Below are 23,083 nucleotides of genomic sequence, written 5' to 3' on the forward strand. Positions count from 1 at the left end.
GAGCGCGAAAGCGATACCACCAGCGGCTTCCGCTGACCGCTCGCACGGAGCGAACGACGATGCGCCTGCCGGTTTTTTCCCCTCCCGCGATGCAGGAGACCGCGCCACCCCGACGGCGCGTGCTATGGCTATCCTGCGTTGCGCACGCCATGCACGATGGCTATACCGACATGATCTACGCGTTGTTACCGGTGTGGCAGTCGGAATTCGGGCTCGACTTTGCGGCCCTTGCGATCCTGCGCGGCATCTATGCCGGCACGATGGCGACGCTGCAGTTGTCCGCGGGGCGTCTCGCGCAACACCTGGGCAGCCGCACGACCCTCGCAATCGGCACGCTGCTCGCCGCGCTCGGCTATGCGATCGCGGGCATGTCGGGTGGCCTGCTCGGTCTGGGCGTGGCGCTGGCGATTTCGGGCGGCGGATCCAGCACGCAGCATCCGATCGCGTCGGGCGCCGTCTCCCGCATCTACGGACGCGACGCGAGAGGCCCACTGAGCATCTACAACTTTTCCGGCGACCTGGGGAAATCCGCGCTGCCGGCCGCCATTTCGCTGCTCGTGACCCTGATGCCGTGGCGTCACGCGCTATGGATCGTCGCCGGTTTGGGCTGCGTCGTGGCCGCCGTCATCGCGCTCTGGTTTCCCGCCGTGCCGCGTGGCGCCGGAAAGCCGGGGGCCAAAGAGCACGCGTCCGCTCGACGCAGTGGCACCGGCGGAAGCGGATTCCCCACGCTGTTTTCCATCGGCGTGCTCGATACGGCGGTACGCATGGGACTGCTTACCTTTCTGCCTTTCCTGCTCAAGGCAAAAGGCGTCTCGCCTCAACTGCTGGGAACGGCCCTCGCGCTCGTTTTCATCGGCGGCGCGGCCGGCAAATTCATGTGTGGCTGGCTGGGCGCACGCATGGGTGTGGCCGGTACGGTGTTGCTCACGGAGGGCGGTACGGCCGCGTGCATCGTCGCGGTGATGTATCTCCCGTTGGCACTGACCATGGTGCTGCTGCCGATTCTGGGTATGATGCTCAACGGCACGTCGTCGGTGCTGTACGGAACCGTTCCGGAGATGTCCGCGCCCGAGCGCACCGAGCGCGCATTCGCGATTTTCTACACGGGGACGATCGCATCGGGCGCGCTATCGCCTGTTCTCTACGGGTTCCTGGGCGACAGGATCGGTGTGCATGGCGCCACGTATGCGACCGCGTTGACCGCCCTCGCGATTTTTCCGCTCGCCCTCGCGCTGCGCCCGCATCTGGCGGATGACTCAACAGGACGAACACCATGACGAAGTCTTACTACCCGACCGTCGGCCTTGTCGGCCCGGGCGCAATCGGAACGACCGTCGCCGCGGCCCTTCATGAAGCCGGACGCACGCCGGTGATCTGCGGCCGCTCGGCGCACGAGCAGTTGAAATTGCGCTTCGATGGCGGCGAGATCGTCGTGCCCGGGCCCGTACTGACCGACCCGCAAGCAGTCAAGGAAAAGGTCGATCTCGTATTCGTTGCTGTCAAGTCGACGCAGGTGGCGAGCGCGGCACCCTGGGTCTCCGCGCTGTGCGATGCGAATACCGTCGTCTGCGCGCTGCAAAACGGCGTCGAGCAACAAGCCGCGTTCGCGCCGTATGCGGCCGGCGCCACGGTCGTGCCATCGGTCGTCTGGTTTCCGGCGCAGCGCGAATCGGGCGCATCGGTGTGGCTGCGGGGCAAGCCTCGGCTCACTCTGCCCGATACGCCGGCGAGCAACGTGGTGGTCTCGGCTTTGCACGGCACGCGCTGCGCGCCGGAGGTTGCGGAGGATTTCATCTCCCTCGCCTGGCGAAAGCTTTTGCAGAACGCGGTGGCGGGACTCATGGTGCTGACCGGTCGCCGCGCCGGCATGTACTCGCGAAGCGACATTACCGAACTGTCGCTCGCCTACCTGCGGGAATGTCTCGAGGTCGCGCGGGCGGAGGGCGCGAAGCTGGGCAATGAAGTGCCGCAGGAGATCATCGACGGATTCCATGGCTTTCCGCCCGATTTGAGTACGTCCATTCTTGCCGATCGGCAAGGCAACCAACCCCTCGAATGGGACTGCCGGAACGGCGTCGTGCAGCGATACGGACGATCTCACGGCATTCCGACGCCGATCAGCGATCTGGTCGTTCCGCTTCTCGCCGCCGCCAGCGATGGGCCAGGCTAGCAACCAGGAAACCCGAACGGATCGAATCGCCCGCGGAGTCACCGCACCCGGCAACCGCGGACAACACAATCATCCTCAATGACATCCGTCACTTCACAACCTGTTCGTGCTGCCGTGTGGCAAACCGGCAAGCAGGCGCCGGTGTTCCCAGGATAGTCGACGAATCGGATGGTCGGACCAAGTGCAAATCGCTCGGTTACGTCGAAAAGTGCATCGTGGCCGATCGGATAACATACGGCCGGCCACCTTCCCATGATCAAACCGACGGAGTGTTTTCAGTGATTCAACCGACCCAAGTATTCAAGGACAACCTCGCGCAACTGCCGGCCATCGACGGCGTCGCGCGCATCGATCTCGTCGGCGCGAACGGCGACGTGGTCGCAACCATCGAGAACCAGCCGGGCAAGCAGGGCTCGCTCGCGGTGTACTACTACCTGAAGCAGGTGTTCGGCACGCTCGACGCGAACACCGCCGAGCACGGCCTCGCGATATTCGCCGAGCATACGGCCGACGCGCGCAACCGTCCGGGCGCGCACCCGAACGTCGATCGTCTGCTGGCGATCGCCGCCGGCGGCGAAGCGCTGCGGATCGACGTCGTCGCGAAAGGCTGAGACGCCAGTGGCACGCAGGCGCGCGGCCGTGACACGCGGGCGGAAATCCGCGATCATCGCGCCCGCCCCTCTTTTCCCGGAGACAGCCAGCGTGTCCCGTTTCGCTGCGTTGCCGTTTGCCCGTGGTCTTGCTTCGATCGTTTCGATCGCAGCCGTTGCGTGCGCCGCGCTCGGCGGCACGGCATCGGCCGATCCCTTGCGAACGGCCTCCGATATCGCCGGCGCATCGCTGGTGCCGCTCGGCGTGCTGCCGCATTCGCCGGAAAACGGTTCGCTCGACGCGTTCTGCACGCAATATCGCGCGAAGACGACCACTGCGGCCGGCCGTGAAGTCGCGAAGCGCGACTGGATCGTGACGTCCGAAGCACCGCTCGGCCGCTACACGGTCGTCACGTTCGCGAGCGGATTCAGTGCCGGCACGAGCGCGATCTGTTTCGCGCGCAACGGCAACGTCGGCGTGTTCGACGGCACGACGCTCGTCGCGCTCGGCTATACGGCGCGCAAGGCAGGCTGGCAGCTCGGCACGGCCGATCGGCTGGAAAGCGGCGCGCTGCTGATCTGGGGCGGCGACGGCCCGGCGCCGCCCGTCGGCGAGTTGCACGAAGCGAACGGTGGCCTGCGCCTGACCCGCGTCGCCGCTGAAAGCACGTACTGCCAGGGCCGCGCAGTCGTGCCCAACGTGTACGGCAAGCCGCTCGACGTCGCGCGCCGGATCCTGATCGCGAAAGGCTGGCAACCGCTGCGCCCGCGCGAGACACCGGATGCGATGGACGGCGCGGCGACGCTCGCGAAGCACGGCATCATCGAAGCCGAAGCATGTTCGGGCACCGGCATGGGCTATTGCGCGCTGCGCTACCGGAGCGCCGCCGGCGTGCTCGGCGTGACGACGGTCGGTGGTGAACCGGACAAGCCGTCGGCAAACACCGTGATCGATTATCAGGTGGCCTGCCGCAAGCCTTGAGCGGTGCGGCGATCGCGCATGCAACGCGCTGCATCGGTGTGTGCCGTTGATGCAGCGTCGGGAACCGACGTGCGTGCCAAAGGCAGCGCACGCGCGTTGACGATCGGCCTCGACAACCCGCCAGATCATCGTCCGTTCGTTCGATTGACCGGCCCCGCGCGCCCTCCTAAACTGACCTCCCTTTTACGCGGCATCCACAGAAGGGACTCCCATGATCGACCTCTCCACGCTCGCGCTGTTCTCCGGCGCGTGTCTCGCGCTGACCGCCACGCCGGGCCCCGACATGCTGCTGATCGCGTCCCGCAGCGTGAGCCAGGGCCCGCGTGCAGGCTTCGCGACACTCGCGGGCATCCAGGCCGGCACCTACTGCCATGCGCTGGCGGCCGCGCTCGGGCTGTCGCAGCTTTTTGTCGCGGTGCCGCTCGCCTATGACGTCGTGCGCTTCGCGGGCGCCGGCTATCTGCTGTATCTCGCGTGGAAGACGTTCCGTTCGGATGCGACCGCACTGTCGCCCGTCGCGTCGCCGCGACGCCACTCGACCGCGGCGGTCTTCCGCCAGGGGCTGACGACGAACCTGCTGAACCCGAAGATGGCGCTGTTCGTGCTCGCGCTGTTTCCGCAGTTCGTGCGGCCCGGGCACGGTTCGATCGCCGTGCAGATACTCGTGCTCGCGACGGTGCTGAACCTGATCGGCATCGTCGTGAACGGCGCGGTCATCCTGTCCGCGAGCCGGCTGAGCCGGCGGATCGGCTCGCGCCGCCGCCCGTCGAAGCTGCCGCAGTATCTGCTCGGGTCGGTGTTCGTGGGGCTGGCGGCGCGGTTGGCGGTAGCGGGGCGCAATTGAGCGCAGGCATCACCTGCGCGTCATGAATGAAACCTCGCGCGGCCCGGTGACACGCGCGGCCATCAGTCACCGTGATCGGTAGCCGGCTCGCGCGTATCCGCCACCACCTGCAACGCCCCGCTACCCAGCAAACTCGCCGGCGTCACCGTGCGGCGGCGCCACGGAATCCGGCCGAAGTACCAGATCCTCCAGAAGCCGAGCGGATGATCGGGATTCCGGCGCAGCAGCATGTCGAAGGTCTCGACGTCGCCGAGCACGATCCGCGTCGCATCGCGCACGACTTCGCGCACGAACCGCGAGCAGAACTGCCGGCGCGACGCAAGATTGAACCCCGTGTCGTAGACCACGCCGAGCCGGCGCATCGCAGCCTCCACGAGCCGGCGCCGCTGCGCGGCATCGAGCGGCTGCTTCAGCCGCGCGATCACGCACGCGCCGCGATCGGAGCGCGCAAGAAACCGCGACATCGTCGTGACGCGCGACAACGGGAACGTACTCTCCGCAATCAACGGCTCGCCGCCGCGCTCGCCGACGACGATTCCGACGTGATTCGTCCACGAGCGCGTCGCGCTCGCCACTTCGAGAAACGGTCGCACGGTGACGCGGATGAAGACGATGTCGCCGATCTCCGGCTCGATCGGCAGCGGCATGTCATGCGGATCGTGAGAACCCACGGAGAAGAGACGCCGCCAGCCCGCCGCAGGTGAGCGGATCATGAGCGACTGACAGCCGGTATCGACAACCATACGGACCTCGCGCGAGTGGAGATGGCGCGAGCATGTCAGCAGCAGCCGCGCGCCGCACCCGCTTCTTGCGCAAGGGCGGATATCCGCGCCGCCGGGTGGCGAATTTCGATACCGGTGCGCAGACGCCGCGCGGCCTTCAGCGTGTCGCGCCCAGCGCCACGCGCAGCCGCTCCATCAACTGTGTGTAGTACCGCAGCACGTCGTCCTTCGGCACGACATTCGCAGTCGCGAAACGGTCCGACCACGCCGGTTTCCATTCATACGAGCCGTGCACGCTGCGATCGCCGTCGGGCGCCTGGACCAGCGAACGGATCCGCGCATCGCGGCCCGGGCCGGTATGCACGTCGAACAGCGCGTGGATGTACGTGTGATACGCGTCGTACACGTCGTCGTCGAACAGGTAGCGGTAGATGTGGAAGGTGCGGTCGAGGTCGCGCTTCGCGCGGATCACGTCGTCCGGCGAGATGTCCTTCCAGTAGCCGATCCACGTGTAGAAGCACAGCAGCGCGTTGAGCTGCGGCGCGACCGCGTCGTACAGCGCGAGCCGCTTCTCGATCAATCGCTGGTTGGTCCACTGCACGAGTTCGAGCCGCTTCAGCCGGCGTGCGACGAGCCAGCCGAGACACGCGACCGACAACGGCGTCAGCACGCCCAGCACGAGCTTGACGATTTCCAGCGAATTCCACGGAGTGTTGATTGGCTGCATGAATGGCCCGACAAGAAATAACGCATTCGCGCCGACGCACGACCCGGCGCGCAGCGCCGCCTGCCCGATCGCGTCGACATTGACCGTTAGTTGCTTGCGCATCGAACGTCGCGCGACATCACAGGCGACATGCTCGAAGCGGCGTGATTCGTCAGTCTATCGGACGATTGTCACCGAGCCGTGACTGCTCGTCGACCTATCGTCGCGTGGCCATGCACTCGCGTCGCACTAGGTCGGTAGCGCCGACGTGAGCTTGACCTTTTGCATCGGGATGTCGGTCTTCACGCTCAGCACCCCCGGAATACGCGTGAGGTATTCCATCTGGAAGCGCCGGTAATCGTCGATGTCGGCCGCGACGACACGCAGCAGGAAATCGCAGTCGCCCGCCATCAGGTGGCATTCGACGACTTCCGGCATCTGCTGGACGGCCTCGGCGAAGCGGTTCACCGATTCCGCGTCCTGCCCCTTCAGCCACACGCGCGTGAAGATCGTCAGCCCCTTGCCGACTTTCGCGGGATTCAGCACGGCCACGTATTTCTCGATCACGCCGGCTTCCTCGAGGAGGCGCACGCGCCGCAGGCACGGCGACGGCGACAGCCCGACCTCGTGCGCGAGTTCCACGTTCTGCATGCGGCCGTCGCGCTGGAGCGCGCTCAGGATCCGGCGGTCGATGGCGTCAAGTTTCATTGGCATTCGATTCCAAAAAATTCGCGTATCACGCGTTCAATGCCAAATTTTGAGAAAAATCTGGCCACAACGCAACCCGATTCGAGTCAAAAAAGCAGACAATTCCTCCCCCGAAGGAGGAGTAATGAGCAGTAGCGTTTCAACGTCGTCAGGGCTTCGCGACAAGCCCGCCTATGTCGCCGAGATGGGTCGCGGTTTGCGCGCGGCGCTGCCCGTCATGCTGGGTTTCGTGCCGTTCGCGCTCGTGCTCGGCGCGCAGGCCGCGCAGAAAGGGCTAAGCCTGTTCGAAGTGCCGATGATGACCGGCATGAACTTCGGCGGCGGCTCCGAATTCGCGGCGATCCATCTGTGGTCATCACCGCCACACATCGCGCTGATCGTCGCGATGTCGTTCCTCGTGAATTCGCGCCACATCCTGATGGGCGCCGCATTCGAGCCGTATATCCGCCGCCTGCCGCGCCGCCGCGCGTTCTTCGCGCTGTTCTTCATGTGTGACGAAAGCTGGGCGATGTCGCTCGCCGACGCCCGGGCCCGCTCGGCCACGCACATCAGCGTGCCCTATTACGCGGGCATCTGCCTGGGGCTCTACCTGACGTGGATCTCGATGACCACGCTCGGCGCGGCCGTCGGGCCGACGATCGGCAACGTCGAGCAGTACGGCTTCGACATGGCGTTCACGGCCGTGTTTCTGGTGCTGCTGCGCGGGATGTGGAAAGGGATGCGCGCGAGCCGTCCGTGGTTCGTGAGCCTCGTCGTCGCGGCGGCCACGCACCTGGCCGTGCCCGGCGCGTGGTACGTCGCGGCCGGCGCCTGCGCGGGGCTGATCGCCGCGCTGCTGTGGGAGCCGCGCGATGCCTGATTTCCCGGATTTCAGCACGGTCGCGACGATCGTGCTGATGGCGTCGACCACCTATCTGTCGCGCATCCTCGGCTACGTGCTGCTGCGCAACCGCACGCTGAGCCCGCGGATGGCGTCGGTGATGGAGAACGTGCCCGGCTGCGTGCTGATCTCGGTGATCGCGCCGGCCTTCGTGTCGACGCGCCCGGCCGATCTGCTCGCGCTGGCCATGACGCTGATCGCGGCGACGCGCCTGTCGATCCTGCCGACCGTCATCGTCGGCGTCGTGTCGGCCGGCCTGCTGCGGCACCTGCTCGGCTGAGCGGTTCCGACCCGCCGCGCACGCCGCGGCACGGCCACCGACGAACGGGCGCGCGATGCGCCCGTTTTCACATCCGCGCCCGTCGCGCGACACGACGATCCTCACGCGGGAATGCTAGCCTTGTGGCTTGCGCCACGCTGCATTCCCCTCTCATTGCCCAACTCCGCGAGGATCGTCCCGATGCAAGAAACCCGCCCGCTGTTCGACCGCGTCCTGCTCACCAATGACGACGGAATCGACGCCCCCGGCCTTGACGTGCTCGAACAGGTCGCTACGCAACTGGCACGCGAAGTGTGGATCGTCGCACCGGCGGAAGACCAGAGCGGCACGTCGCACTCGCTGAGCCTGCACGAACCGCTGCGCGTGCATCGCAAGGGCGAACGCCGCTTCGCGGTGCGCGGCACGCCCGGCGATTGCGTCGCGATCGCGATCAGCCACCTGATGAAGGACACGCGGCCCGACATCGTGCTGTCCGGCGTGAATCGCGGCGGGAACCTCGGCACCGAAACGGTGTTTTCCGGCACGGTGGGCGCCGCGATGACGAGCATGCTGGTCGGCGTGCCGGCCATCGCGCTGAGCCAGGCCTTCATCGATCGCAACGCAGTGCCGTGGAACACGGCACGCGCGCTTGCGCCGGACGTCATTCGCCGGCTCGTGGCCGCGGGCTGGGACAGCGACGCCTGCCTGAACGTGAATTTCCCGCCGCGGCCCGCCGATGAGGTGCGAGGGCTGAAGGTGACGAACCAGGGCGCCGGCACGCTGCAGGGCGTCGAGATCGTGTCGGGGCGCGACCCGCGCGACCTCGAGTATCACTGGCTGAAGCTCTCCCGCGCGCCGCGCGACGACGATGCGGATTCGGAAACGGTCGCGCTGGGTGAGGGGTATGTCGCCGTCACGCCGCTGAAATTCGAGCGCACGCACGATCAGGCACTCGCGCAACTGCGGTCGCGCCTCGGCTGATCGCGTCGCTCGGCAAGCAAGCGGTCGCGGTAATCGCGCGTATGGCACCTGCGCGCGGGTTCGCGGCCGCATCCGCGTTCGGTGCTTCGGTGCTTCGGTGCTTCGGTGCTTCGGTGCTTCGGTGCCTCGGTGCCTCGGTGCCTCGGTGCCTCGGTGCCTCGGTGCCTCGGTGCCTCGGTGCCTCGGTGCCTCGGTGCCTCGGTGCCTCGGTGCCTCGGTGCTTCGGCATTTCGGCATTTCGGCATTTCGGCATTTCGGCGCTTCGGTGCTTCGGTGCGTCACCGACTCTCGCCTCACGTCAGGTTCATTCCCCCGTCGAGCATCACGATCTCGCCCGTCACATAGTCGGACGCGACGAGCATCGCGACCGTCTGCGCGATGTCGTCCGGCGTCGCCGCACGGCGCATCGGCGCGCGCTCGCGCCAGAGCTGCTGCGCATCCGTCCAGTCGGCCGTGAGCGGCGTATCGACGAGCCCCGGCGCAACCGCATTGACGCGAATCGCCGGCGCGAGCGTTTTCGCGAGCAGCCGCGTCGTGTGATTGAGCGCCGCCTTCGCCGCCGCATACGGAATCGACGCCCCCTTCGGCCGCACGCCCGCATGCGAGCTGACGTTCACCACGCACCCGGCCCGCCCGTGCGACGCCGCCTCGCGTAGCGCAGCCTCCGCCTCGGCAACGAGCCGGAATGGCGCAATCACGTTGATCTCATGCATCTCGCGCCATACGTCGGGTGTCGCCGCAGCAAGATCGTCATGCGGAATCACACGGCTCACGCCTGCGTTGTTGACGAGCACGTCGAGCCGCCCGTGCACGGCCACGGCTTCGCGGATCAGCCGCACACGCTCGGTATCGTCGGCGAGATCGGCCTGCACATAGGCTGCGCCGAATTCGCGCGCCATCGCGCGTCCCACGTCGGCCGAGCTGCGCGAATGCAGGATCACCGCGTAGCCGTCCGCCGCCAGCCGGCGCGCGATCGCCGCGCCGATCCCCGACGTCGATCCCGTGACGAGCGCGACCGGCCGATGCACGCGCGACGCGCGCGGCTCGGCGACGGTTTCGGTTTCAGGTTCCGTTTCGGAAATCGGGGCAGACATCGGCGGGAGCGGCGCGTCCATATCGGGGAACCCTGTCAGTGGCGTTCCCGCATCATAAGCGCGACGACGCCCCATGACACGAACGTGACGGCGGCCACCACCGGGATTGAATCGGTGAAACCGAAGCGGTCGGCCGTCAGGTGCCCGATCCGTTCGATGCCGAGCCGGCGCGGCATGAGCGCGTTGCCGGCCGGGACGGAGACCGTCGCCTGGCGTCGCGCGCCCCGTTTGCGAGCGGGCCGCCGAAGCAGTCACCGCGTTGGCGCATGGCGTCCCCGCCGCGCGGCCCGAAGTCAGATCCCCGGGGGCAGGCCGCTTCCTGCCTCGCGGCCGCGCCCCGCGCCGTCAAATGAAGTGAAGGAGAAGCGGCCCGCGTCGCAGCGGGCCGCTTGCGGCCTCTACTTGCCTGCCAGCGCCAGCGATGGCGCGAGCGCGCTGTTCGGATCCTGCCCGTTCCAGGCGCCGACCCAGGCGTCGTTCGGCGCCGAACCCATCACGAAGTCGAGCGTGCCGCCGGCCTTCATCTCGTCGTACGTGATGTACGGCCGATGCAGCGGCGTGCCGTTCAGGCTGACCGACTGGACGTAGCGATTGACCGATGACGGCGCGCCGCCGCCGGCCGCATGCGCGGTCACCTTGAAGCGCCGCGTCGCGCCGAACTTCAGGCTCTTTCCGTCCCCGCCGCCCGACGCCACCGGAATGTCGATCGTCGCCTCCTCGAACAGCGGCGTGCCGAGGTAGAACACGCCGCCCACCGGATTCAGCGAATAGATGCCGAGCGCGGACAGCACGTACCACGCGGACAACTGCCCGCAATCGTCGTTGCCGGGAATCGCCGAATCGCGCACGCGGCGCGGATCGGCCAGCGCGGCCTTCAGGCTGTCGCCGCTGAGCAGCGCGCGATCACCGGCCGTCAGCGTCAGCGAGTACATGTCGTCCATCACCGCACGCACGCGATCCTGCGTCTTCGACGGCATGCCCGCGACGTCGTACAGGTACGGCAGGTGGTTCGCCGGCTCGTTCCCCGCGAAGAACTGGCCGCTGCGGCCGGTCAGGTCCGGAAAGCCCTGGTTGAAGAGGAAGGTCAGCGGATTGGCCGGATCGAACGTGCGATCGAGCTGCGCGATGAACTGGCTCTTGCCGCCGAGCAACGCGACGAGGCCGGGGAAGTCGTGGAAGATGTTCCACGTATCGACCCACGAATTCGATTCGGAGAAGTCCGTCTTCTCCGCCGCCGTCGGGTCGAAGCCCGCCACCCAGTTGCCTTGCGAATCCTTCGGCTGCGCAAACTTCCAGCCGTTGTTCGGCGTCGGGTTGAACACGTTGCGGTAGTTCTGGCTGCGCTGCAGGTAGGGCCGATAGTCGGCCGTGCTCTTGCCCGCCGCCTTGCCGACCGCGGCCGTCGCCCAGTCGTCGAACGAATAATCCTGCGTCGTCGACACCGACGCGTTGTCGCCGGCGTACACGTAGCCGCTCTGACGATACTGGTCGAAGCCGTGCGCGCTCGCGCTCTGCGTGGTCGTCAATGCGGTCCATATGTCGTCGATGCCCGCGCTCGTCAGGTGCTTCAGGTACGCATCGGCGATCAGCGGGATCGATGGGTGGCCGGCCATCGTGAAGGTTTCCGTCTGCGCGAGCGGCCACACCGGCAGTTCGCCCTTGCCGTTCTGCCTGAACTGCGTGAGCAGCGACTTCACCCAGCCGTCGACGCGCTCGGGCTGCACCAGCGTCATCAACGGCGACTCGGCACGGAAGGTGTCCCACAGCGAGAACGTCGACGAATAGTCGAAGCCCGGATTCGCATGCTTGCTCGTGGTCGGCGGCGACGTCGTGCCGTCGTTGGTCGAATCAGTGCCGACGTAGCTGCCGTCCGCATTGTTGTAGACGGTCGGCGCGAGCATCGTGCGGTACAGCGACGTGTAGAACATCGTCCGCTGGTCGGCGCTGCCGCCCTTGATCCGGATCCGGTCGAGCGCGGCGCTCCACACGCGCTCGGCCGCACCGCGCACCTGGTCGAACGACTTCGCGCCGACTTCCGAGGCGAGATTGGCCTGCGCATCCGCGATGCTCGACGGCGAGAGGCCGACCTTCACCGTCACTGCACCGCCGTCGTTGCCGTCGGCGAACGTCAGGTAGGCCTTGAAGCCGTCGGCGCTGAACGCGACGTGCTTCGTATCGAACGGCTTCGAGAAACGCGCGACGAAATACGTCGGCTTGTTGTTCGCCCAGTTGTTCGTGATCTCCCAGCCGGCGATCGTCTGCGCATCGATGACCTGGATCTTGCCGCTCGCGGTCGAGCCGCCGATCGGGTTGTCGATGCTGACGATCATGCTGCGCTTCTGCGCGGCCGCGCTCGGGAAATACGTGTAGCGATGCACGCCCGCATGCGCGGTGGCCGTCATCTCCGCGAGGATCTTCGCGCCCTGCACGTTCCACGGCGTGTTGCCGCTGCCGACCGGCGCCATCTTCACGCGGTAGTAGCCGGGGCTCGCGGTTTCGTCGTCGTGGCTGAACGACGCGTGGTAGGTGATCGACGTATCGGCGGCGACCTTCGCCAGCGTCGCGGTATCGACCGGCGCCAGCGTCGGCAGGAACCGCACTTCGCCGCCCGAGCCGATGCCGGTGCCCGACAGGTGCGTATGCGTGAAGCCGGTGATGAACGGATCGTCGTACTGGTAGCCCGACGTGCGATCCCAGTTCCACGGCAGCGTGTGCGCGCCGCCGGTCGTGTCCGGCCCGAGTTGCACCATCCCGAACGGCACGGTCGCGCCCGGGTACGCGTGGCCGTGGCCCCGCACGCCGCTGCTCCAGTCCGCGTTGATGTCGAGATTCGCCGTGCCGATCATCGGGTCGACGCTGTGCAGCACCGACCGTTTGGTCGCGCCGCCGTTTTCGCCTTGATCGTTCTGATCGCCTTGGTCGTTCTGATCGCCCTGGTCGTTCTGGTTGCCTTGATCGTTCTGGTTGCCCTGCGCATTCGACCGCTGCGCGAGCACGCTCGCATCCGTCGAGCCCTGATCGCCCCCGCACCCCGACAGCACGGCAAGGCACCCGATACCCACCACATGACGTAGCTTCATCCGTTCGTCCCTCCCTCTCTCTGCGTCGATCCTGTTGGCAAGAACCGCTCGTTGATCTCCCCCGGCTGTTATGGCGCGCTGGCCGCGTGCGGGAACGACGGCATCGCGGATGCGTCGGTGCCCCACGTCGTGGCGCTCGCGTCGGCCGTCATCGCGTACGACAGCTTTCCGCCCTTCGCGATCTGCTCGAACGGCAGCCACGCGGTGGAGTAAGGTGCGCCGTTCAGCTTCAGCGACTTCACATAGAACGACGCGCTGTCGCTCGACCCTGCCCCCGGCGCGACGATGTGCAGCAGGCGGTAGCTGCCGTCCTTCTGCCCGACGCGCACCGTGATCTTCTCGAACTGCGGGCTCGACAGCGCGACACCGCTCACGCCCGGCACGACCGGATAAAGACCGAGCGCGGCCCACACGTACCAGCCCGAGATCGCGCCGAGATCGTCGTTGCCCGGCAGCCCGGCCGCGCCGGTGCCGAACTCGTTCGCAAGCGACGCATGCAGCACGCGCTGCGTATGCGACGGCGCACCGGCCCACGCATACACCCACGGCACGGCCATCGTCACTTCGTTGCCGACGTAGAAATACGGCTGCACGGTGCCGATGTTCAGGTGCGTGAAGAACGTGTCGAGCCGCTTGATGACCGGTGCGGCGCCGCCGGCCTGCGCGACCACGCCGGCGAGATCGTGCGGCACGTACCACGTGTATTGCTCGGTATTGCCTTCCATGAAGCCGGTGCCGTCGGTGACCCATGCGCCGGCCGACGTCTTCGGCTGGATCGCGCCCCGGTCGAACAGGTTTTGCCAGTTGCCGCTCGACTTCAGCAGCGTGCCGGCCGTCGCGGTATCACCGAGCGCCGTCGCGAAGCGCGACACCGCGAAATCGCGCACCGCGTATTCGAGCGTGTTCGAGGCGGTCTGGTTGTCGCCCGAGCCCGACGACGGCACGTAGCCGAGCCGGTCGTAGTCTGCGCGACTGCCCATCACCGGCGTGCCGGCGCACGCGGCGCCCGGCGCCGTGCTGTTCTTCATGATCGACAGCGCGGCCTGCGTGTCGAAGTTCGTCGCACCGAACGCATGCGCGTTCGCGACGATGATCGAGCCCGCGTCGCCCGGCATCACGGCCGTCTCGGTATTGAAGTACGCCCAGCGCGGGAACGCGCCGCACGCCTTCGCATCGAGCACGAGCGACTGCACGATGTCGCCGGTCCGCACCGGATCGAGCAGCGCCTGCAACTGGATGAACGAGCGGTCGATGTCCCAGCCGGAGAAGTTCGCGTACATCGTGCGACCTTTCTCGACCTGACGTGTCGGCGCGGCCGCTGCGCCGTTCGACGCGTAGAAATCCGGGTATTGGCCGTTCACGTCGTTGAACACGTTCGGGTGCAGCGACGCGTGATACAGCGCGGTGTAGAACTTCGTCTTGTCGGCGTCGCTGCCGCCCGCGACCTGGATCGCGTTCAGGCGCGCGTTCCACGCGGCGCTCGCGGCGGCGCGCACGGTGTCGAAGCGCCAGTTCCGGTTGCCTTGCGCATCCGTCTCCGGATTCTCGGCACGCAGGTTCGCCTTCGCATTCGCTTCACTGACGAACGAGATGCCGAGCTTCATCATCACGTCAGGGTGCTTGCGGTCGACATTGAACGTCACGGTCACCGGGCGATTGTTCGACAGCGCCGGCTTCGCCGCGAACGGCTGGCTGAATTCCGCGTAGTAGTAGACGGGCACCGCATGCCCGGCCCAGCAGAATCCGCCGCCCGCGATCGTGCCCGACAACGCGCGGTCGCCGACCTGGCTGATCGTGTCGCTCGTCGTGCCCTGCGCACGGTTGTTCAGCACGGTCGGATCGATCGCGATCGTCGCCTGCTGGCCCTGCGCGAGTGCCGGATACGTGAAGCGCGCGAAGCCGGTGCGCACCGTCGTCGTCAGCTCGGCCTTGATGCCGTTGCCGAGCGTGACGCCGTAATAGCCGGCCTGCGCGGTTTCGTTCGCGTGGCTGAAGCTGGCCGGCGTGCCGGCGTCACCGGGCGCGAGCTGCGGCATCACGTTCAGGTAGCCGCCGTTCGCCCAGCAGCCGGTGCCGCTCAGGTGCAGGATGCTGAATGCGTTGATCGACGTGTCGCCGTACCAGTAGCCGCCGGAGAAGCCGGAGCCGTCGCCCTTGCTGCTGTCGTATTGGGCGGTCGGCGTCATCGGGCTCCATTGCATCATCCCGAACGGGACCGTCGGCCCGGGGAACGTGCCGCCGCCGAGGCCCGAGCCGACCGGGTCGGCCGGCTGGTCGGTCGCGTAGTCGGTGCCGATCAACGGATTGACGTATTGCGCGACGCGGATGTCGGCGTTTTTCTTCGACGATTCGTTGCTGTTGCTGTTGTCGTTTTCATTGCCGTTGTCGTTGCCGCCGTTGCCGTTCTGGTTGCCCTGCGACTGCGCGGCAGCCGACAGGTTCGCCGCGGCCACCGACGGCGAATCGCCATCGCCGCCGCAGGCAGACAAGACCACGCACAGCGCCAGCAGCGCCGTTCCCAACCCCCAGTTCCTGGACATCGCCCGTCTCCGTATCGTTCTTGACTCAGGATGTTGATTCGAACTACTGAGCTTTAAATCAGGATGCTTTTGATGGATTCCGCTTGCCCGGCCGATCGGTCGAAAATCCCGGGTGCGTGTACTTATTTCCGTATTCGCGCACCTGGAAAAAGACTCGCCGGCATGTCGAAATACCGGCGCCCAGGAGCGGACAGTGCGCACAAGCGTGCCCAAATAAACGCGTTTTCTCTACCCCGTGTTTTTACGAATTTTTATTTTGTTTATCTAAACAAGAGGCTATTGATTCGGTTTTTATGTGGAATGGGGCGTCAAATGCACGATTGGCGATCAAGGCTGCTTCGGCAGATCCACATAGTCTTCGAGCTCACCGGCAACATAAAGCCGCTTGCCGAGTCGCGGGTATTCGCAGACGTCGTGTTCGAGCCGCTGCCCACCGACAAGCAGTTCCAGCGGCGTATCACCGGTGTTCTGCACCGTATGCGCTTCACCACCGCGCGGAAAGCCGATGAAATCGCCCGGCCCGATTTCACTGGCGCGTTCACCGATCGTGACCGCGCCCGTACCTGACAGCACGTACACGAACTCTTCTTCGTACAGGTGACGGTGATACTCGGCCGATTCGTGACCGGGCATCAGCGTGAGCAGGTGAATACCGAATTGCGTCAGGCCGGTCAGGTCGCTGAGTTGTCGCTTGAAACGAACGGCATTGGGATTCAGCGAATGCACCGCGCGCGTCGGTTCCATCTTCGCAATATCGGCGGCCTTCAGCAGTTCCCGGGGAAAGGGAGTCGACATGGGGATCTCGCAAGCGTGAATGCTTCGGTTGAACGCGGCGCCGGCGTGGCGCGCGCAGCGGCCATTGTCCGACATTTTCACGCTTGCGGAGGGGTTGCGAGCCCCGCCATCGCGAGCGGCTAGCGCGCGTGAGTGTGTGAACCTCCGAGCGCGCCGCCACTGCACTGTCGCTACTCAGCGCACGTGCACGCCGCGCAGTTCCGTCAGTAAGGCCACGAGACGATCGATGTGCGCGTCTTCGGTACGCCATGACGACACGCTGATCCGGAACGCCGGCCGCCCTTGCCACACCGTCGCGCCGAACCACACGTCGCCCGACGCCTGCGCGGCCGCGAGGATCGCCGCCGTTTCATCGTCGGTGCCGGCGCGCACGAGCACCTGGTTCAGCACGACGCGGTTCAGCACGTCGTAGCCGGCGGCACGCAGGCCGTCCGCGACCCGCGCCGCCTGCGCGCAATGCTGCTCGACCATCGTGGCCACGCCGGCGCGGCCGAGCGAACGCAGCGCGGCCCACACGGGGATGCCGCGCGCGCGCCGCGAGAATTCGAGATTCAGGTTCTTCTGCGCGTCCTGCGCGCCGCTCAGGTACACGGCGTCGCTGTTCATCGCGGTCGCGAGCGCGGCCGCGTCGCGGCAGATCACCATCGCGCCGTCGTACGGCGTGTTGAGCCACTTGTGGCCGTCGGTGGTCCAGCTGTCCGCGCCGTCGATGCCGTCCGTCAGCGCGCGCTTCGACGATGCGCGGGCCCACAGGCCAAACGCACCGTCGACGTGCACCCACGCGCCGGCCGCCTTCGCGGGCGGAATCAGCGCCGCGAACGGATCGAACTCGCCGGTGTTCACTTCGCCGGCCTGCACGCAGAGGATCGTCATGTCGTCGAGCGCCGGCAACTGCGCCGGGTCGATCCGGCCGTGCGCGTCGACCGGCGCGACGACGAGGCGCTTCATCCCGAAACCGAGCACGCGCAGCGCCTTCTTCACCGTGATGTGCGCGAGCTCGGAGATCACGACCTTCACTTCGGGTGCGCCGATCAGGCCATCCGCGTCGACGTCCCAGCCCTTGCGCGCGAGCAGCGCGCGCCGCGCGGCTACCAGCGCGACGAGCGTGCAGGCCGTCGCGCTCGTGCCGAAACCGACCGCGCTGCCTTCGGGCAACCCGAGCACGTCGACGACCCAGCGCGCGGCCTGGCGCTCGATCGTCGCGGCGACCGGTGAATTCGCGTACGACGACGCGCACTGGTCCCACGCGAGCATCAACCGCTCGGCCGCCGCCGCGGCCGGCAGCGAGGCGCCGATCACGAAGCCGAAGTAGTTCGGCCCGTTCGACGCGACGGTCGCGGGCGTGCCGCGCTCGTCGAGCAGGCGCAGGACGTCGTCGGCCGGGCGGCCCGTATCGGGCAGCGGCTCGTCGAACGCCGCCAGGCCGGCCAATGCGGCCGCGTCGGGAAACGCGCGCCGCTCGTTCGTCGCGGCCAGATACGCGTGCGCGCGGCGGTCGGCGTCGGCCAGCAATGCAAGTTCGTCCATGTCGGTTGCCTCGTTGGGAATCAGAGTTGCAAAAGATCGTGGCCGAGCTGCTGCAGCGCGCCGTCGATCCGCTTGTAGTACGTGAACTTGCCGGCGCGGGTTGCCTGCACGAGCCCGGCATCCGCGAGGATGCGCATGTGGCGCGTGGTCGTGGCCGGCGCGATGCCGAGCTTTTCGGTGATGTACGTACAGCACACGCCGAGTTCGTCGAAATCGCCGTGCGGCTGCGGCGGGAAATGCTTGCGCGGCTGCTTGAGCCAGCGCATCACGGCCAGACGGCTTTCGTTGGCCAGTGCGCTGATGCGGGTGACGTCGTCCATGAGCATGCGGAGTGCGATAAACGTTTCGAATATTAGCTAAATGACGAAATGTGTGCAATCGAGCGAACACCGGCTTTGGCTGACGACGTCGCGCGCCGGATCGTCACGCCGGCCTTCGCCGCGAGCGTGGCAAGACAAACTGCCGCAACGCTCGGCGGATCGCATGAACCCTGCCTGTTCCTTTATGCGCCGCCCAGCGCCTGCGCCAACCTGTCGATCAACGCCCGCACCCGCCGCGGCTGCACGGCGTTGCCCGGATAGACGATCTGCAAATCGACGTCGCCCGGCGAGAACGCACGCAGGACTTCGACGAGCGCGCCGGACGCCAGATCCTGCTCGACGTCGACCAGCGACTTCAGCGCAACACCGTGCCCCGCGACGCACCACGCGCGCACGAGCGCGCCGTCGTTGGCCACCCGCCGGCCACGCACCGTCACACGCCGGGGTCCGCCATCGATGCTGAACGGCCATTCGGCATACAGGTCCGGCCCGAAGCGCATCACGATGCAGTCGTGCGCGGCGAGATCGTCCGGATGTCGCGGCGTGCCGTGCGCGGCGAGATACGCGGGCGACGCGCACACCACGCGTCGCGCCCGGCCGAGCGAACGGCTGCGCAACGAACTGTCGGCGAGCACCCCGCGACGGATCGCGAAATCGAGCCCCTGCCCGACGACATCCACGTAGCCGTCACCGAGATGCAGATCGACCGCGACGCCCGGATGCTCGGCCAGAAACGCGTCGACGACGGGCACCACGCGCTCGCGCCCGAGATCGGCCGGCGCGCTCAGGCGCACCGGCCCCGACAAGGTCTGCACGCCGAGCCGAACGCGGCTTTCGAGTTCGTCCGCTTCGGCCAGCAGGCGCCGCGCCCCTTCGACGAGCGTGCGGCCTTCGTCGGTCAGGCTGATCGCGCGTGTCGTGCGCGTGAGCAGCGCCGCGCCGTAGTGGCGCTCGAGCGCGGTCAGCCGCTCGGACACGGTGGCCGGCGACAGCCCGAACTCGCGGCCCGCCGCGGCCAGTCCGCCCTTCTCCACGATGCGCAGGAACAGCGCGAGATTGTCGAGCAGCATTATTCGCTCCTTCCGAACGATATTTTCGAAGTCTGCCCAATTATCCGAAATATCCGCAAGCGATACAGTGTGCCAACGCGTGGCCTCGCGGCCACCCTCGACACGTCGATCACCCAAAGGAAACCCGCCATGGAATACCGCACCCTCGGCCGCTCCGGCCTCAAGGTTCCCGCCCTGAGCTTCGGCGCCGGCACGTTCGGCGGCACCGGCCCGCTGTTCAGCGCCTGGGGCAACACGGGCGTCGATGAAGCACGCCGCCTGATCGACATCTGCCTCGAAGCCGGCGTGAACCTGTTCGACACGGCCGACGTGTATTCGGACGGCGAATCCGAGCGCGTGCTCGGCGCCGCGATCAAGGGACGCCGCGACCAGGTGCTGATCTCGACGAAAACGGGCCTGCCGACCGGCAGCGGCCCGAACGACGCGGGCACGTCGCGCGCGCGGCTGGTCCGCGCCGTCGACGACGCGCTGCGCCGCCTCGACACCGACTACATCGACCTGCTGCAACTCCACGCATTCGACGCGAGCACGCCGGTCGAGGAAGTGATGTCGACGCTCGACGATCTCGTGCGCGCGGGCAAGCTGCGCTACATCGGCGTGTCGAACTTCGCCGGGTGGCAGATCATGAAGTCGCTGGCGGCGGCGGATCGGCACGGCTGGTCGCGCTACGTGGCGAACCAGGTCTATTACTCGCTCGTCGGCCGCGACTACGAATGGGACCTGATGCCGCTCGGCGCCGACCAGGGGCTCGGCGCACTCGTCTGGAGCCCGCTCGGCTGGGGCCGGCTTACCGGCAAGATCCGGCGCAACACGCCGCTGCCCGAAGGCAGCCGCCTGCATGAAACGGCCAGCTTCGGGCCGCCGGTCGACGACGCGCGCCTGTACGACGTGGTCGATGCGCTCGACGCGATCGCCGAGGAAACCGGCAAGACCGTGCCGCAGATCGCGCTGAACTGGCTGCTGCAGCGCCCGACGGTATCGTCGGTGATCATCGGCGCACGCAACGAGGAGCAGCTGCGGCAGAACCTCGGCGCGGTCGGCTGGGCGCTGACCGACGCGCAGGTCGCGAAGCTCGACGCGGCGAGCGCGGCGGAAGCGCCTTATCCGTACTTCCCGTATCGCCGCCAGCAGGCGTTCGCGCAGCTCAATCCGCCGCTGCGCGGGTAAGCGCCGACGGCCTGCGGAGCCTGCGAACGTGGCCGGCAGCGCTAAGCCGGCACACGCGCATCGCCGAGCCGCACGACCTTGTCGGCCGGTCCGATGACCGAGCGCCGATGCGTGATCGCAACAACCGTGACGTCGCGGGCCAGCAAACGCACGTGTTCCATGATGTCGCGCTCGGTGGCTTCGTCGAGCGCGGAACTCGCTTCGTCGAGGAACAGCACGGTCGGCTCGCCGTACAGCGCACGGGCGATCGCGATGCGCTGGCGCTCGCCGCCGGACAGCTTCAGCCCGCGCTCGCCCACCGTGGTGCGGAAGCCGTCCGGCAAACGCTCGATGAACGTCAGGATCGTCGCCTTCTCCGCCGCTTCGCGCAGACGCCGCGTGTCGCGCGGCCGGCCGAGCAGGATGTTGTCTTCCAGGCTTTCGTTCAGCAGCACGACATCCTGCGGCACGACGGCCACCGCGCCGTACCAGTCGGCGCGATCGATCTCCGCGAGATCGACGCCGTCGACCAGAATGCGCCCGCCGGTCGGCTCGATCGACTTCAGCGCGAGCTTGAAAATGGTGGATTTTCCCGCGCCAGTCTCGCCGACGAGGAACGTGATCGCCCCGCGTTCGGCAACGAAGTCGACGTCGGTCACGCCGCGGCCGTTGTCGTACGCATAGGCGACGCGGTCGAACACGATGCGCCCGTCCTGCGGCGCGAACGCCGGCGCGTGCGACACCTGCCGCTCCTCGGGCGCCGTCCACAGCGCCGCGAACGGCACGAGCGCCGCGCGGGAGCGGGCGCACTCGTCGACCGCGCGCGCGATCATTTCGAACGGCAGGTTCAGCTGCAGCAGCAACGTGTTGAACAGCACGATGTCGCCGATCGACAGCTCCCCCGCCGCATGGCGCGGCAGCAGCAGCCAGAACGTCACCGAGAACTGGATCGCGAGGCCGAGACCCAGCAGGGCGAGATAGCCGACGTGCTGCAGCACATACGCGCGCCAGCTGTCGCGCTCGACGCGCGCTTTATCCGAGAAACGTTCGCTCATCCAGCGATGGCTGCCGAAATGCCGGAGCGTCTCCATCGCATTGATCGCGCCGCCGACGAAGCGCGCATTCTCCTGCCCGGCCTCGATCGCGCGATCGAGGAACGCGCGCGAGCGCCGCGCGGCAACGATCGCGATCGCCACCGCGACCGCACCGTAAGCGGCGGTGATGGCCACGACCTCGAGATTGATCAGCGCGCCGAGCGTGACGAGCGTCAGCACGATCTGCAGCGTGCCGGGGATCAGATCCATCAGCCCCAGTTGCACGAGCACCGACAGTGCCCGGCTGCCACGCTCGTTCGCGTTCTGGATTTCCGCGGGATTGTGCTCGACGAAGAACGCCGTGGTCTTCTTCAGGATGCGCTCGAAAAAGCGCGTGCTGGTGATGAAGCCCAGATTCTCCGAGCTCATGAACGCCAAGTACTGCACCACGCGCTGCAGCGCGCTGGAGAGACCCAGCAGCACCGCGTAGAGCACGAAGCCCGGGATCAGCGCGTGGAGCACACCGCGGTGCGACAGCGCGTCGATCAGGCGCGAGAACAGATAGGGCGCGGCCACCGCGCTCACGCTCGACAGGACGACCACCGCCACGACCGTCAGCAACATCAGGCGATCGGCCTTCCAGTAAGCCTGCAGGACCTCGGTGATCGGATGCGACGCACGGGTTTCGTTCATGGCGGGATGAACCGGGCACGGCGCAGCCCGGTTGGCGGCGATGGGCGAAAAAGTCTAACAGAGTGAAAGGCGTGGCGTGGTGGCGTTCGGGCGGGATGGTGGCGGTGTTGCGCGGAAGAAAGCCCGCGGCTCCAGGATGCGCGAAGGCCAAACCTGACGGCTCCAAGCGCAGCCGACGTGGTCGCCGCAGGTTCTGCCTGACGGTCGACGTCGTGAGAATGTGTCGGATCGTGGCACCATGAAATGCGGTCGTCATGGGCCTATCCATGGGGCCGCGAACTTCCTATCGTAGAGACCTGCGACGCGCCGGCCGGATCGGCAGCGCACCCTCTTCTCCTCGACAGGTCCGCCAACATGAACGCCAACGACACCGGACTGACCGTACGCGCGGTCACGGAACACGACTACGACCAGTGGCTGCCGCTGTGGGACGGCTATAACCGCTTCTACGGCCGCTTCGACGACACGGCCCTGCCGCTGCGGGTCACACAACTCACGTGGTCGCGCTTCTTCGACGGTTACGAGCCCGTGCATGCGCTCGTCGCGGAGCGCGACGACAGGCTCGTCGGGCTCGTGCATTTCCTGTATCACCGCAGCACGACGCATATCGGGCCGACCTGCTACCTGCAGGACCTGTTCACGCTCGACAGCGAGCGCGGCAAGGGCGTCGGCCGCGCGCTGATCGAAGCCGTGTACGACGCCGCGCGTGCGCATCGCGCCGAACGTGTGTACTGGCAGACGCACGAAACGAATCACACCGCGATGCGGCTCTACGACACCGTCGCGGCAAAACCGGGGGCCGTGCTCTATCGGAAGGAACTGTCGCGCTGAGCTGAGCGGCGAGGCGTGGGCAAGCGCCATCTCGTGGATTGCCCCGCCCGATTGAACGCCATGACCGCTTCCGGGAATTGCCGCTTCTGCAAACCTGGTAGCCCCGGG

Annotated in this window: 22 protein-coding genes; 10 read left to right on the forward strand and 12 right to left on the reverse strand. The window is 67.1% G+C overall.

Annotation, left to right across the window (positions count from 1 at the left end):
* Positions 1 to 59 precede the first annotated feature (59 nt).
* The 5 genes from F3J15_RS07200 (at position 60) to F3J15_RS07220 (ending at position 4,589) form a co-directional block, all read left to right on the forward strand.
* Positions 60 to 1,280, forward strand: coding sequence for an MFS transporter (locus F3J15_RS07200; RefSeq protein WP_166889270.1), 1,221 nt, complete (start codon positions 60 to 62; stop codon positions 1,278 to 1,280).
* On the forward strand, positions 1,277 to 2,173 hold the full coding sequence (locus F3J15_RS07205; RefSeq protein WP_166889273.1) for an oxidoreductase: 897 nt from the start codon (positions 1,277 to 1,279) through the stop codon (positions 2,171 to 2,173). The genes F3J15_RS07200 and F3J15_RS07205 overlap by 4 nt, the downstream gene beginning before the upstream one ends.
* A gap of 278 nt (positions 2,174 to 2,451) precedes the next feature.
* Positions 2,452 to 2,784 carry a DUF2322 family protein gene (locus F3J15_RS07210; protein ID WP_166889276.1) on the forward strand — a complete coding sequence of 111 codons (333 nt, stop codon included), beginning with the start codon at positions 2,452 to 2,454 and terminating at the stop codon, positions 2,782 to 2,784.
* 91 nt (positions 2,785 to 2,875) lie between these two features.
* Positions 2,876 to 3,745 carry a hypothetical protein gene (locus F3J15_RS07215; protein WP_166889279.1) on the forward strand — a complete coding sequence of 290 codons (870 nt, stop codon included), beginning with the start codon at positions 2,876 to 2,878 and terminating at the stop codon, positions 3,743 to 3,745.
* Between the two features lie 211 nt (positions 3,746 to 3,956).
* The gene (locus tag F3J15_RS07220; protein ID WP_166889281.1) at positions 3,957 to 4,589 is read left to right on the forward strand and encodes a LysE family translocator; all 633 of its coding nucleotides are present in this window, start codon (positions 3,957 to 3,959) and stop codon (positions 4,587 to 4,589) included.
* 62 nt (positions 4,590 to 4,651) lie between these two features.
* Here the strand turns inward: F3J15_RS07220 and F3J15_RS07225 are convergent, their stop codons facing one another.
* The 3 genes from F3J15_RS07225 to F3J15_RS07235 all read right to left on the reverse strand — a co-directional run bounded on the left by F3J15_RS07225 (position 4,652) and on the right by F3J15_RS07235 (position 6,725).
* Positions 4,652 to 5,332 carry a YebB family permuted papain-like enzyme gene (locus F3J15_RS07225; RefSeq protein ID WP_166889285.1) on the reverse strand — a complete coding sequence of 227 codons (681 nt, stop codon included), beginning with the start codon at positions 5,330 to 5,332 and terminating at the stop codon, positions 4,652 to 4,654.
* A gap of 136 nt (positions 5,333 to 5,468) precedes the next feature.
* Positions 5,469 to 6,038, reverse strand: a complete 570-nt coding sequence (locus F3J15_RS07230) for a hypothetical protein (RefSeq protein WP_069252831.1) — start codon at positions 6,036 to 6,038, stop codon at positions 5,469 to 5,471.
* 228 nt (positions 6,039 to 6,266) lie between these two features.
* A complete protein-coding gene (locus F3J15_RS07235) occupies positions 6,267 to 6,725 on the reverse strand; it encodes an Lrp/AsnC family transcriptional regulator (RefSeq protein ID WP_006486309.1) in 459 nt (152 codons plus the stop codon).
* Between the two features lie 124 nt (positions 6,726 to 6,849).
* On the opposite strand from F3J15_RS07235, the gene F3J15_RS07240 reads away from it, so the two are divergent.
* The 3 genes from F3J15_RS07240 to surE all read left to right on the forward strand — a co-directional run bounded on the left by F3J15_RS07240 (position 6,850) and on the right by surE (position 8,845).
* Complete coding sequence (locus F3J15_RS07240; protein ID WP_166889288.1) at positions 6,850 to 7,584, forward strand: AzlC family ABC transporter permease; 735 nt, start codon at positions 6,850 to 6,852, stop codon at positions 7,582 to 7,584.
* Positions 7,577 to 7,885 carry an AzlD family protein gene (locus tag F3J15_RS07245; RefSeq protein ID WP_166889291.1) on the forward strand — a complete coding sequence of 103 codons (309 nt, stop codon included), beginning with the start codon at positions 7,577 to 7,579 and terminating at the stop codon, positions 7,883 to 7,885. The genes F3J15_RS07240 and F3J15_RS07245 overlap by 8 nt, the downstream gene beginning before the upstream one ends.
* A gap of 180 nt (positions 7,886 to 8,065) precedes the next feature.
* Positions 8,066 to 8,845, forward strand: coding sequence for a 5'/3'-nucleotidase SurE (gene surE / locus F3J15_RS07250; RefSeq protein ID WP_166889294.1), 780 nt, complete (start codon positions 8,066 to 8,068; stop codon positions 8,843 to 8,845).
* 293 nt (positions 8,846 to 9,138) lie between these two features.
* Here surE and F3J15_RS07255 read toward each other — a convergent pair whose 3' ends face one another.
* The 8 genes from F3J15_RS07255 to F3J15_RS07290 form a co-directional block, all read right to left on the reverse strand.
* Positions 9,139 to 9,960, reverse strand: a complete 822-nt coding sequence (locus tag F3J15_RS07255; protein WP_166889297.1) for an SDR family oxidoreductase — start codon at positions 9,958 to 9,960, stop codon at positions 9,139 to 9,141.
* Positions 9,961 to 9,974: 14 nt separating this feature from the next.
* Positions 9,975 to 10,115 (reverse strand): hypothetical protein, encoded by a 141-nt coding sequence (locus F3J15_RS07260; RefSeq protein ID WP_166889300.1) that lies wholly within the window; start codon positions 10,113 to 10,115, stop codon positions 9,975 to 9,977.
* A 222-nt stretch (positions 10,116 to 10,337) separates the two neighbouring features.
* On the reverse strand, positions 10,338 to 13,019 hold the full coding sequence (locus F3J15_RS07265) for a GH92 family glycosyl hydrolase (RefSeq protein WP_166889303.1): 2,682 nt from the start codon (positions 13,017 to 13,019) through the stop codon (positions 10,338 to 10,340).
* A gap of 68 nt (positions 13,020 to 13,087) precedes the next feature.
* On the reverse strand, positions 13,088 to 15,559 hold the full coding sequence (locus F3J15_RS07270) for a GH92 family glycosyl hydrolase (protein WP_166889306.1): 2,472 nt from the start codon (positions 15,557 to 15,559) through the stop codon (positions 13,088 to 13,090).
* Between the two features lie 327 nt (positions 15,560 to 15,886).
* A complete protein-coding gene (locus F3J15_RS07275) occupies positions 15,887 to 16,354 on the reverse strand; it encodes a cupin domain-containing protein (protein WP_166889309.1) in 468 nt (155 codons plus the stop codon).
* 174 nt (positions 16,355 to 16,528) lie between these two features.
* The gene (locus tag F3J15_RS07280; RefSeq protein ID WP_166889312.1) at positions 16,529 to 17,881 is read right to left on the reverse strand and encodes an aminotransferase class V-fold PLP-dependent enzyme; all 1,353 of its coding nucleotides are present in this window, start codon (positions 17,879 to 17,881) and stop codon (positions 16,529 to 16,531) included.
* Positions 17,882 to 17,901: 20 nt separating this feature from the next.
* Positions 17,902 to 18,201, reverse strand: coding sequence for a helix-turn-helix domain-containing protein (locus F3J15_RS07285; protein WP_166889315.1), 300 nt, complete (start codon positions 18,199 to 18,201; stop codon positions 17,902 to 17,904).
* Between the two features lie 182 nt (positions 18,202 to 18,383).
* A complete protein-coding gene (locus tag F3J15_RS07290) occupies positions 18,384 to 19,271 on the reverse strand; it encodes a LysR family transcriptional regulator (protein ID WP_166889318.1) in 888 nt (295 codons plus the stop codon).
* 129 nt (positions 19,272 to 19,400) lie between these two features.
* On the opposite strand from F3J15_RS07290, the gene F3J15_RS07295 reads away from it, so the two are divergent.
* Positions 19,401 to 20,438 (forward strand): aldo/keto reductase, encoded by a 1,038-nt coding sequence (locus F3J15_RS07295; RefSeq protein ID WP_166889321.1) that lies wholly within the window; start codon positions 19,401 to 19,403, stop codon positions 20,436 to 20,438.
* A gap of 41 nt (positions 20,439 to 20,479) precedes the next feature.
* Here the strand turns inward: F3J15_RS07295 and F3J15_RS07300 are convergent, their stop codons facing one another.
* Positions 20,480 to 22,144, reverse strand: coding sequence for an ABC transporter ATP-binding protein (locus F3J15_RS07300; protein WP_166889324.1), 1,665 nt, complete (start codon positions 22,142 to 22,144; stop codon positions 20,480 to 20,482).
* A gap of 354 nt (positions 22,145 to 22,498) precedes the next feature.
* On the opposite strand from F3J15_RS07300, the gene F3J15_RS07305 reads away from it, so the two are divergent.
* The gene (locus tag F3J15_RS07305) at positions 22,499 to 22,975 is read left to right on the forward strand and encodes a GNAT family N-acetyltransferase (RefSeq protein ID WP_166889327.1); all 477 of its coding nucleotides are present in this window, start codon (positions 22,499 to 22,501) and stop codon (positions 22,973 to 22,975) included.
* Positions 22,976 to 23,083: the final 108 nt, after the last annotated feature.

It is taken from the genome of Burkholderia sp. Ap-955, from assembly GCF_011753045.1.
In the GTDB taxonomy this organism is placed as follows: Bacteria; Pseudomonadota; Gammaproteobacteria; order Burkholderiales; family Burkholderiaceae; genus Burkholderia; species Burkholderia lata_D.

Bases quoted from the DNA above. Each gene is read 5' to 3' on its own strand.
- F3J15_RS07200 (WP_166889270.1), top strand. From the start codon at position 60: ATGCGCCTGCCGGTTTTTTCCCCTCCCGCGATGCAGGAGACCGCGCCA.
- F3J15_RS07205 (WP_166889273.1), top strand. From the start codon at position 1,277: ATGACGAAGTCTTACTACCCGACCGTCGGCCTTGTCGGCCCGGGCGCA.
- F3J15_RS07220 (WP_166889281.1), top strand. From the start codon at position 3,957: ATGATCGACCTCTCCACGCTCGCGCTGTTCTCCGGCGCGTGTCTCGCG.
- F3J15_RS07225 (WP_166889285.1), bottom strand. From the start codon at position 5,332: ATGGTTGTCGATACCGGCTGTCAGTCGCTCATGATCCGCTCACCTGCG.
- F3J15_RS07230 (WP_069252831.1), bottom strand. From the start codon at position 6,038: ATGCAGCCAATCAACACTCCGTGGAATTCGCTGGAAATCGTCAAGCTC.
- F3J15_RS07235 (WP_006486309.1), bottom strand. From the start codon at position 6,725: ATGAAACTTGACGCCATCGACCGCCGGATCCTGAGCGCGCTCCAGCGC.
- F3J15_RS07240 (WP_166889288.1), top strand. From the start codon at position 6,850: ATGAGCAGTAGCGTTTCAACGTCGTCAGGGCTTCGCGACAAGCCCGCC.
- F3J15_RS07245 (WP_166889291.1), top strand. From the start codon at position 7,577: ATGCCTGATTTCCCGGATTTCAGCACGGTCGCGACGATCGTGCTGATG.
- surE (WP_166889294.1), top strand. From the start codon at position 8,066: ATGCAAGAAACCCGCCCGCTGTTCGACCGCGTCCTGCTCACCAATGAC.
- F3J15_RS07255 (WP_166889297.1), bottom strand. From the start codon at position 9,960: ATGGACGCGCCGCTCCCGCCGATGTCTGCCCCGATTTCCGAAACGGAA.
- F3J15_RS07260 (WP_166889300.1), bottom strand. From the start codon at position 10,115: ATGCCGCGCCGGCTCGGCATCGAACGGATCGGGCACCTGACGGCCGAC.
- F3J15_RS07265 (WP_166889303.1), bottom strand. From the start codon at position 13,019: ATGAAGCTACGTCATGTGGTGGGTATCGGGTGCCTTGCCGTGCTGTCG.
- F3J15_RS07270 (WP_166889306.1), bottom strand. From the start codon at position 15,559: ATGTCCAGGAACTGGGGGTTGGGAACGGCGCTGCTGGCGCTGTGCGTG.
- F3J15_RS07275 (WP_166889309.1), bottom strand. From the start codon at position 16,354: ATGTCGACTCCCTTTCCCCGGGAACTGCTGAAGGCCGCCGATATTGCG.
- F3J15_RS07280 (WP_166889312.1), bottom strand. From the start codon at position 17,881: ATGGACGAACTTGCATTGCTGGCCGACGCCGACCGCCGCGCGCACGCG.
- F3J15_RS07285 (WP_166889315.1), bottom strand. From the start codon at position 18,201: ATGGACGACGTCACCCGCATCAGCGCACTGGCCAACGAAAGCCGTCTG.
- F3J15_RS07290 (WP_166889318.1), bottom strand. From the start codon at position 19,271: ATGCTGCTCGACAATCTCGCGCTGTTCCTGCGCATCGTGGAGAAGGGC.
- F3J15_RS07295 (WP_166889321.1), top strand. From the start codon at position 19,401: ATGGAATACCGCACCCTCGGCCGCTCCGGCCTCAAGGTTCCCGCCCTG.
- F3J15_RS07300 (WP_166889324.1), bottom strand. From the start codon at position 22,144: ATGAACGAAACCCGTGCGTCGCATCCGATCACCGAGGTCCTGCAGGCT.
- F3J15_RS07305 (WP_166889327.1), top strand. From the start codon at position 22,499: ATGAACGCCAACGACACCGGACTGACCGTACGCGCGGTCACGGAACAC.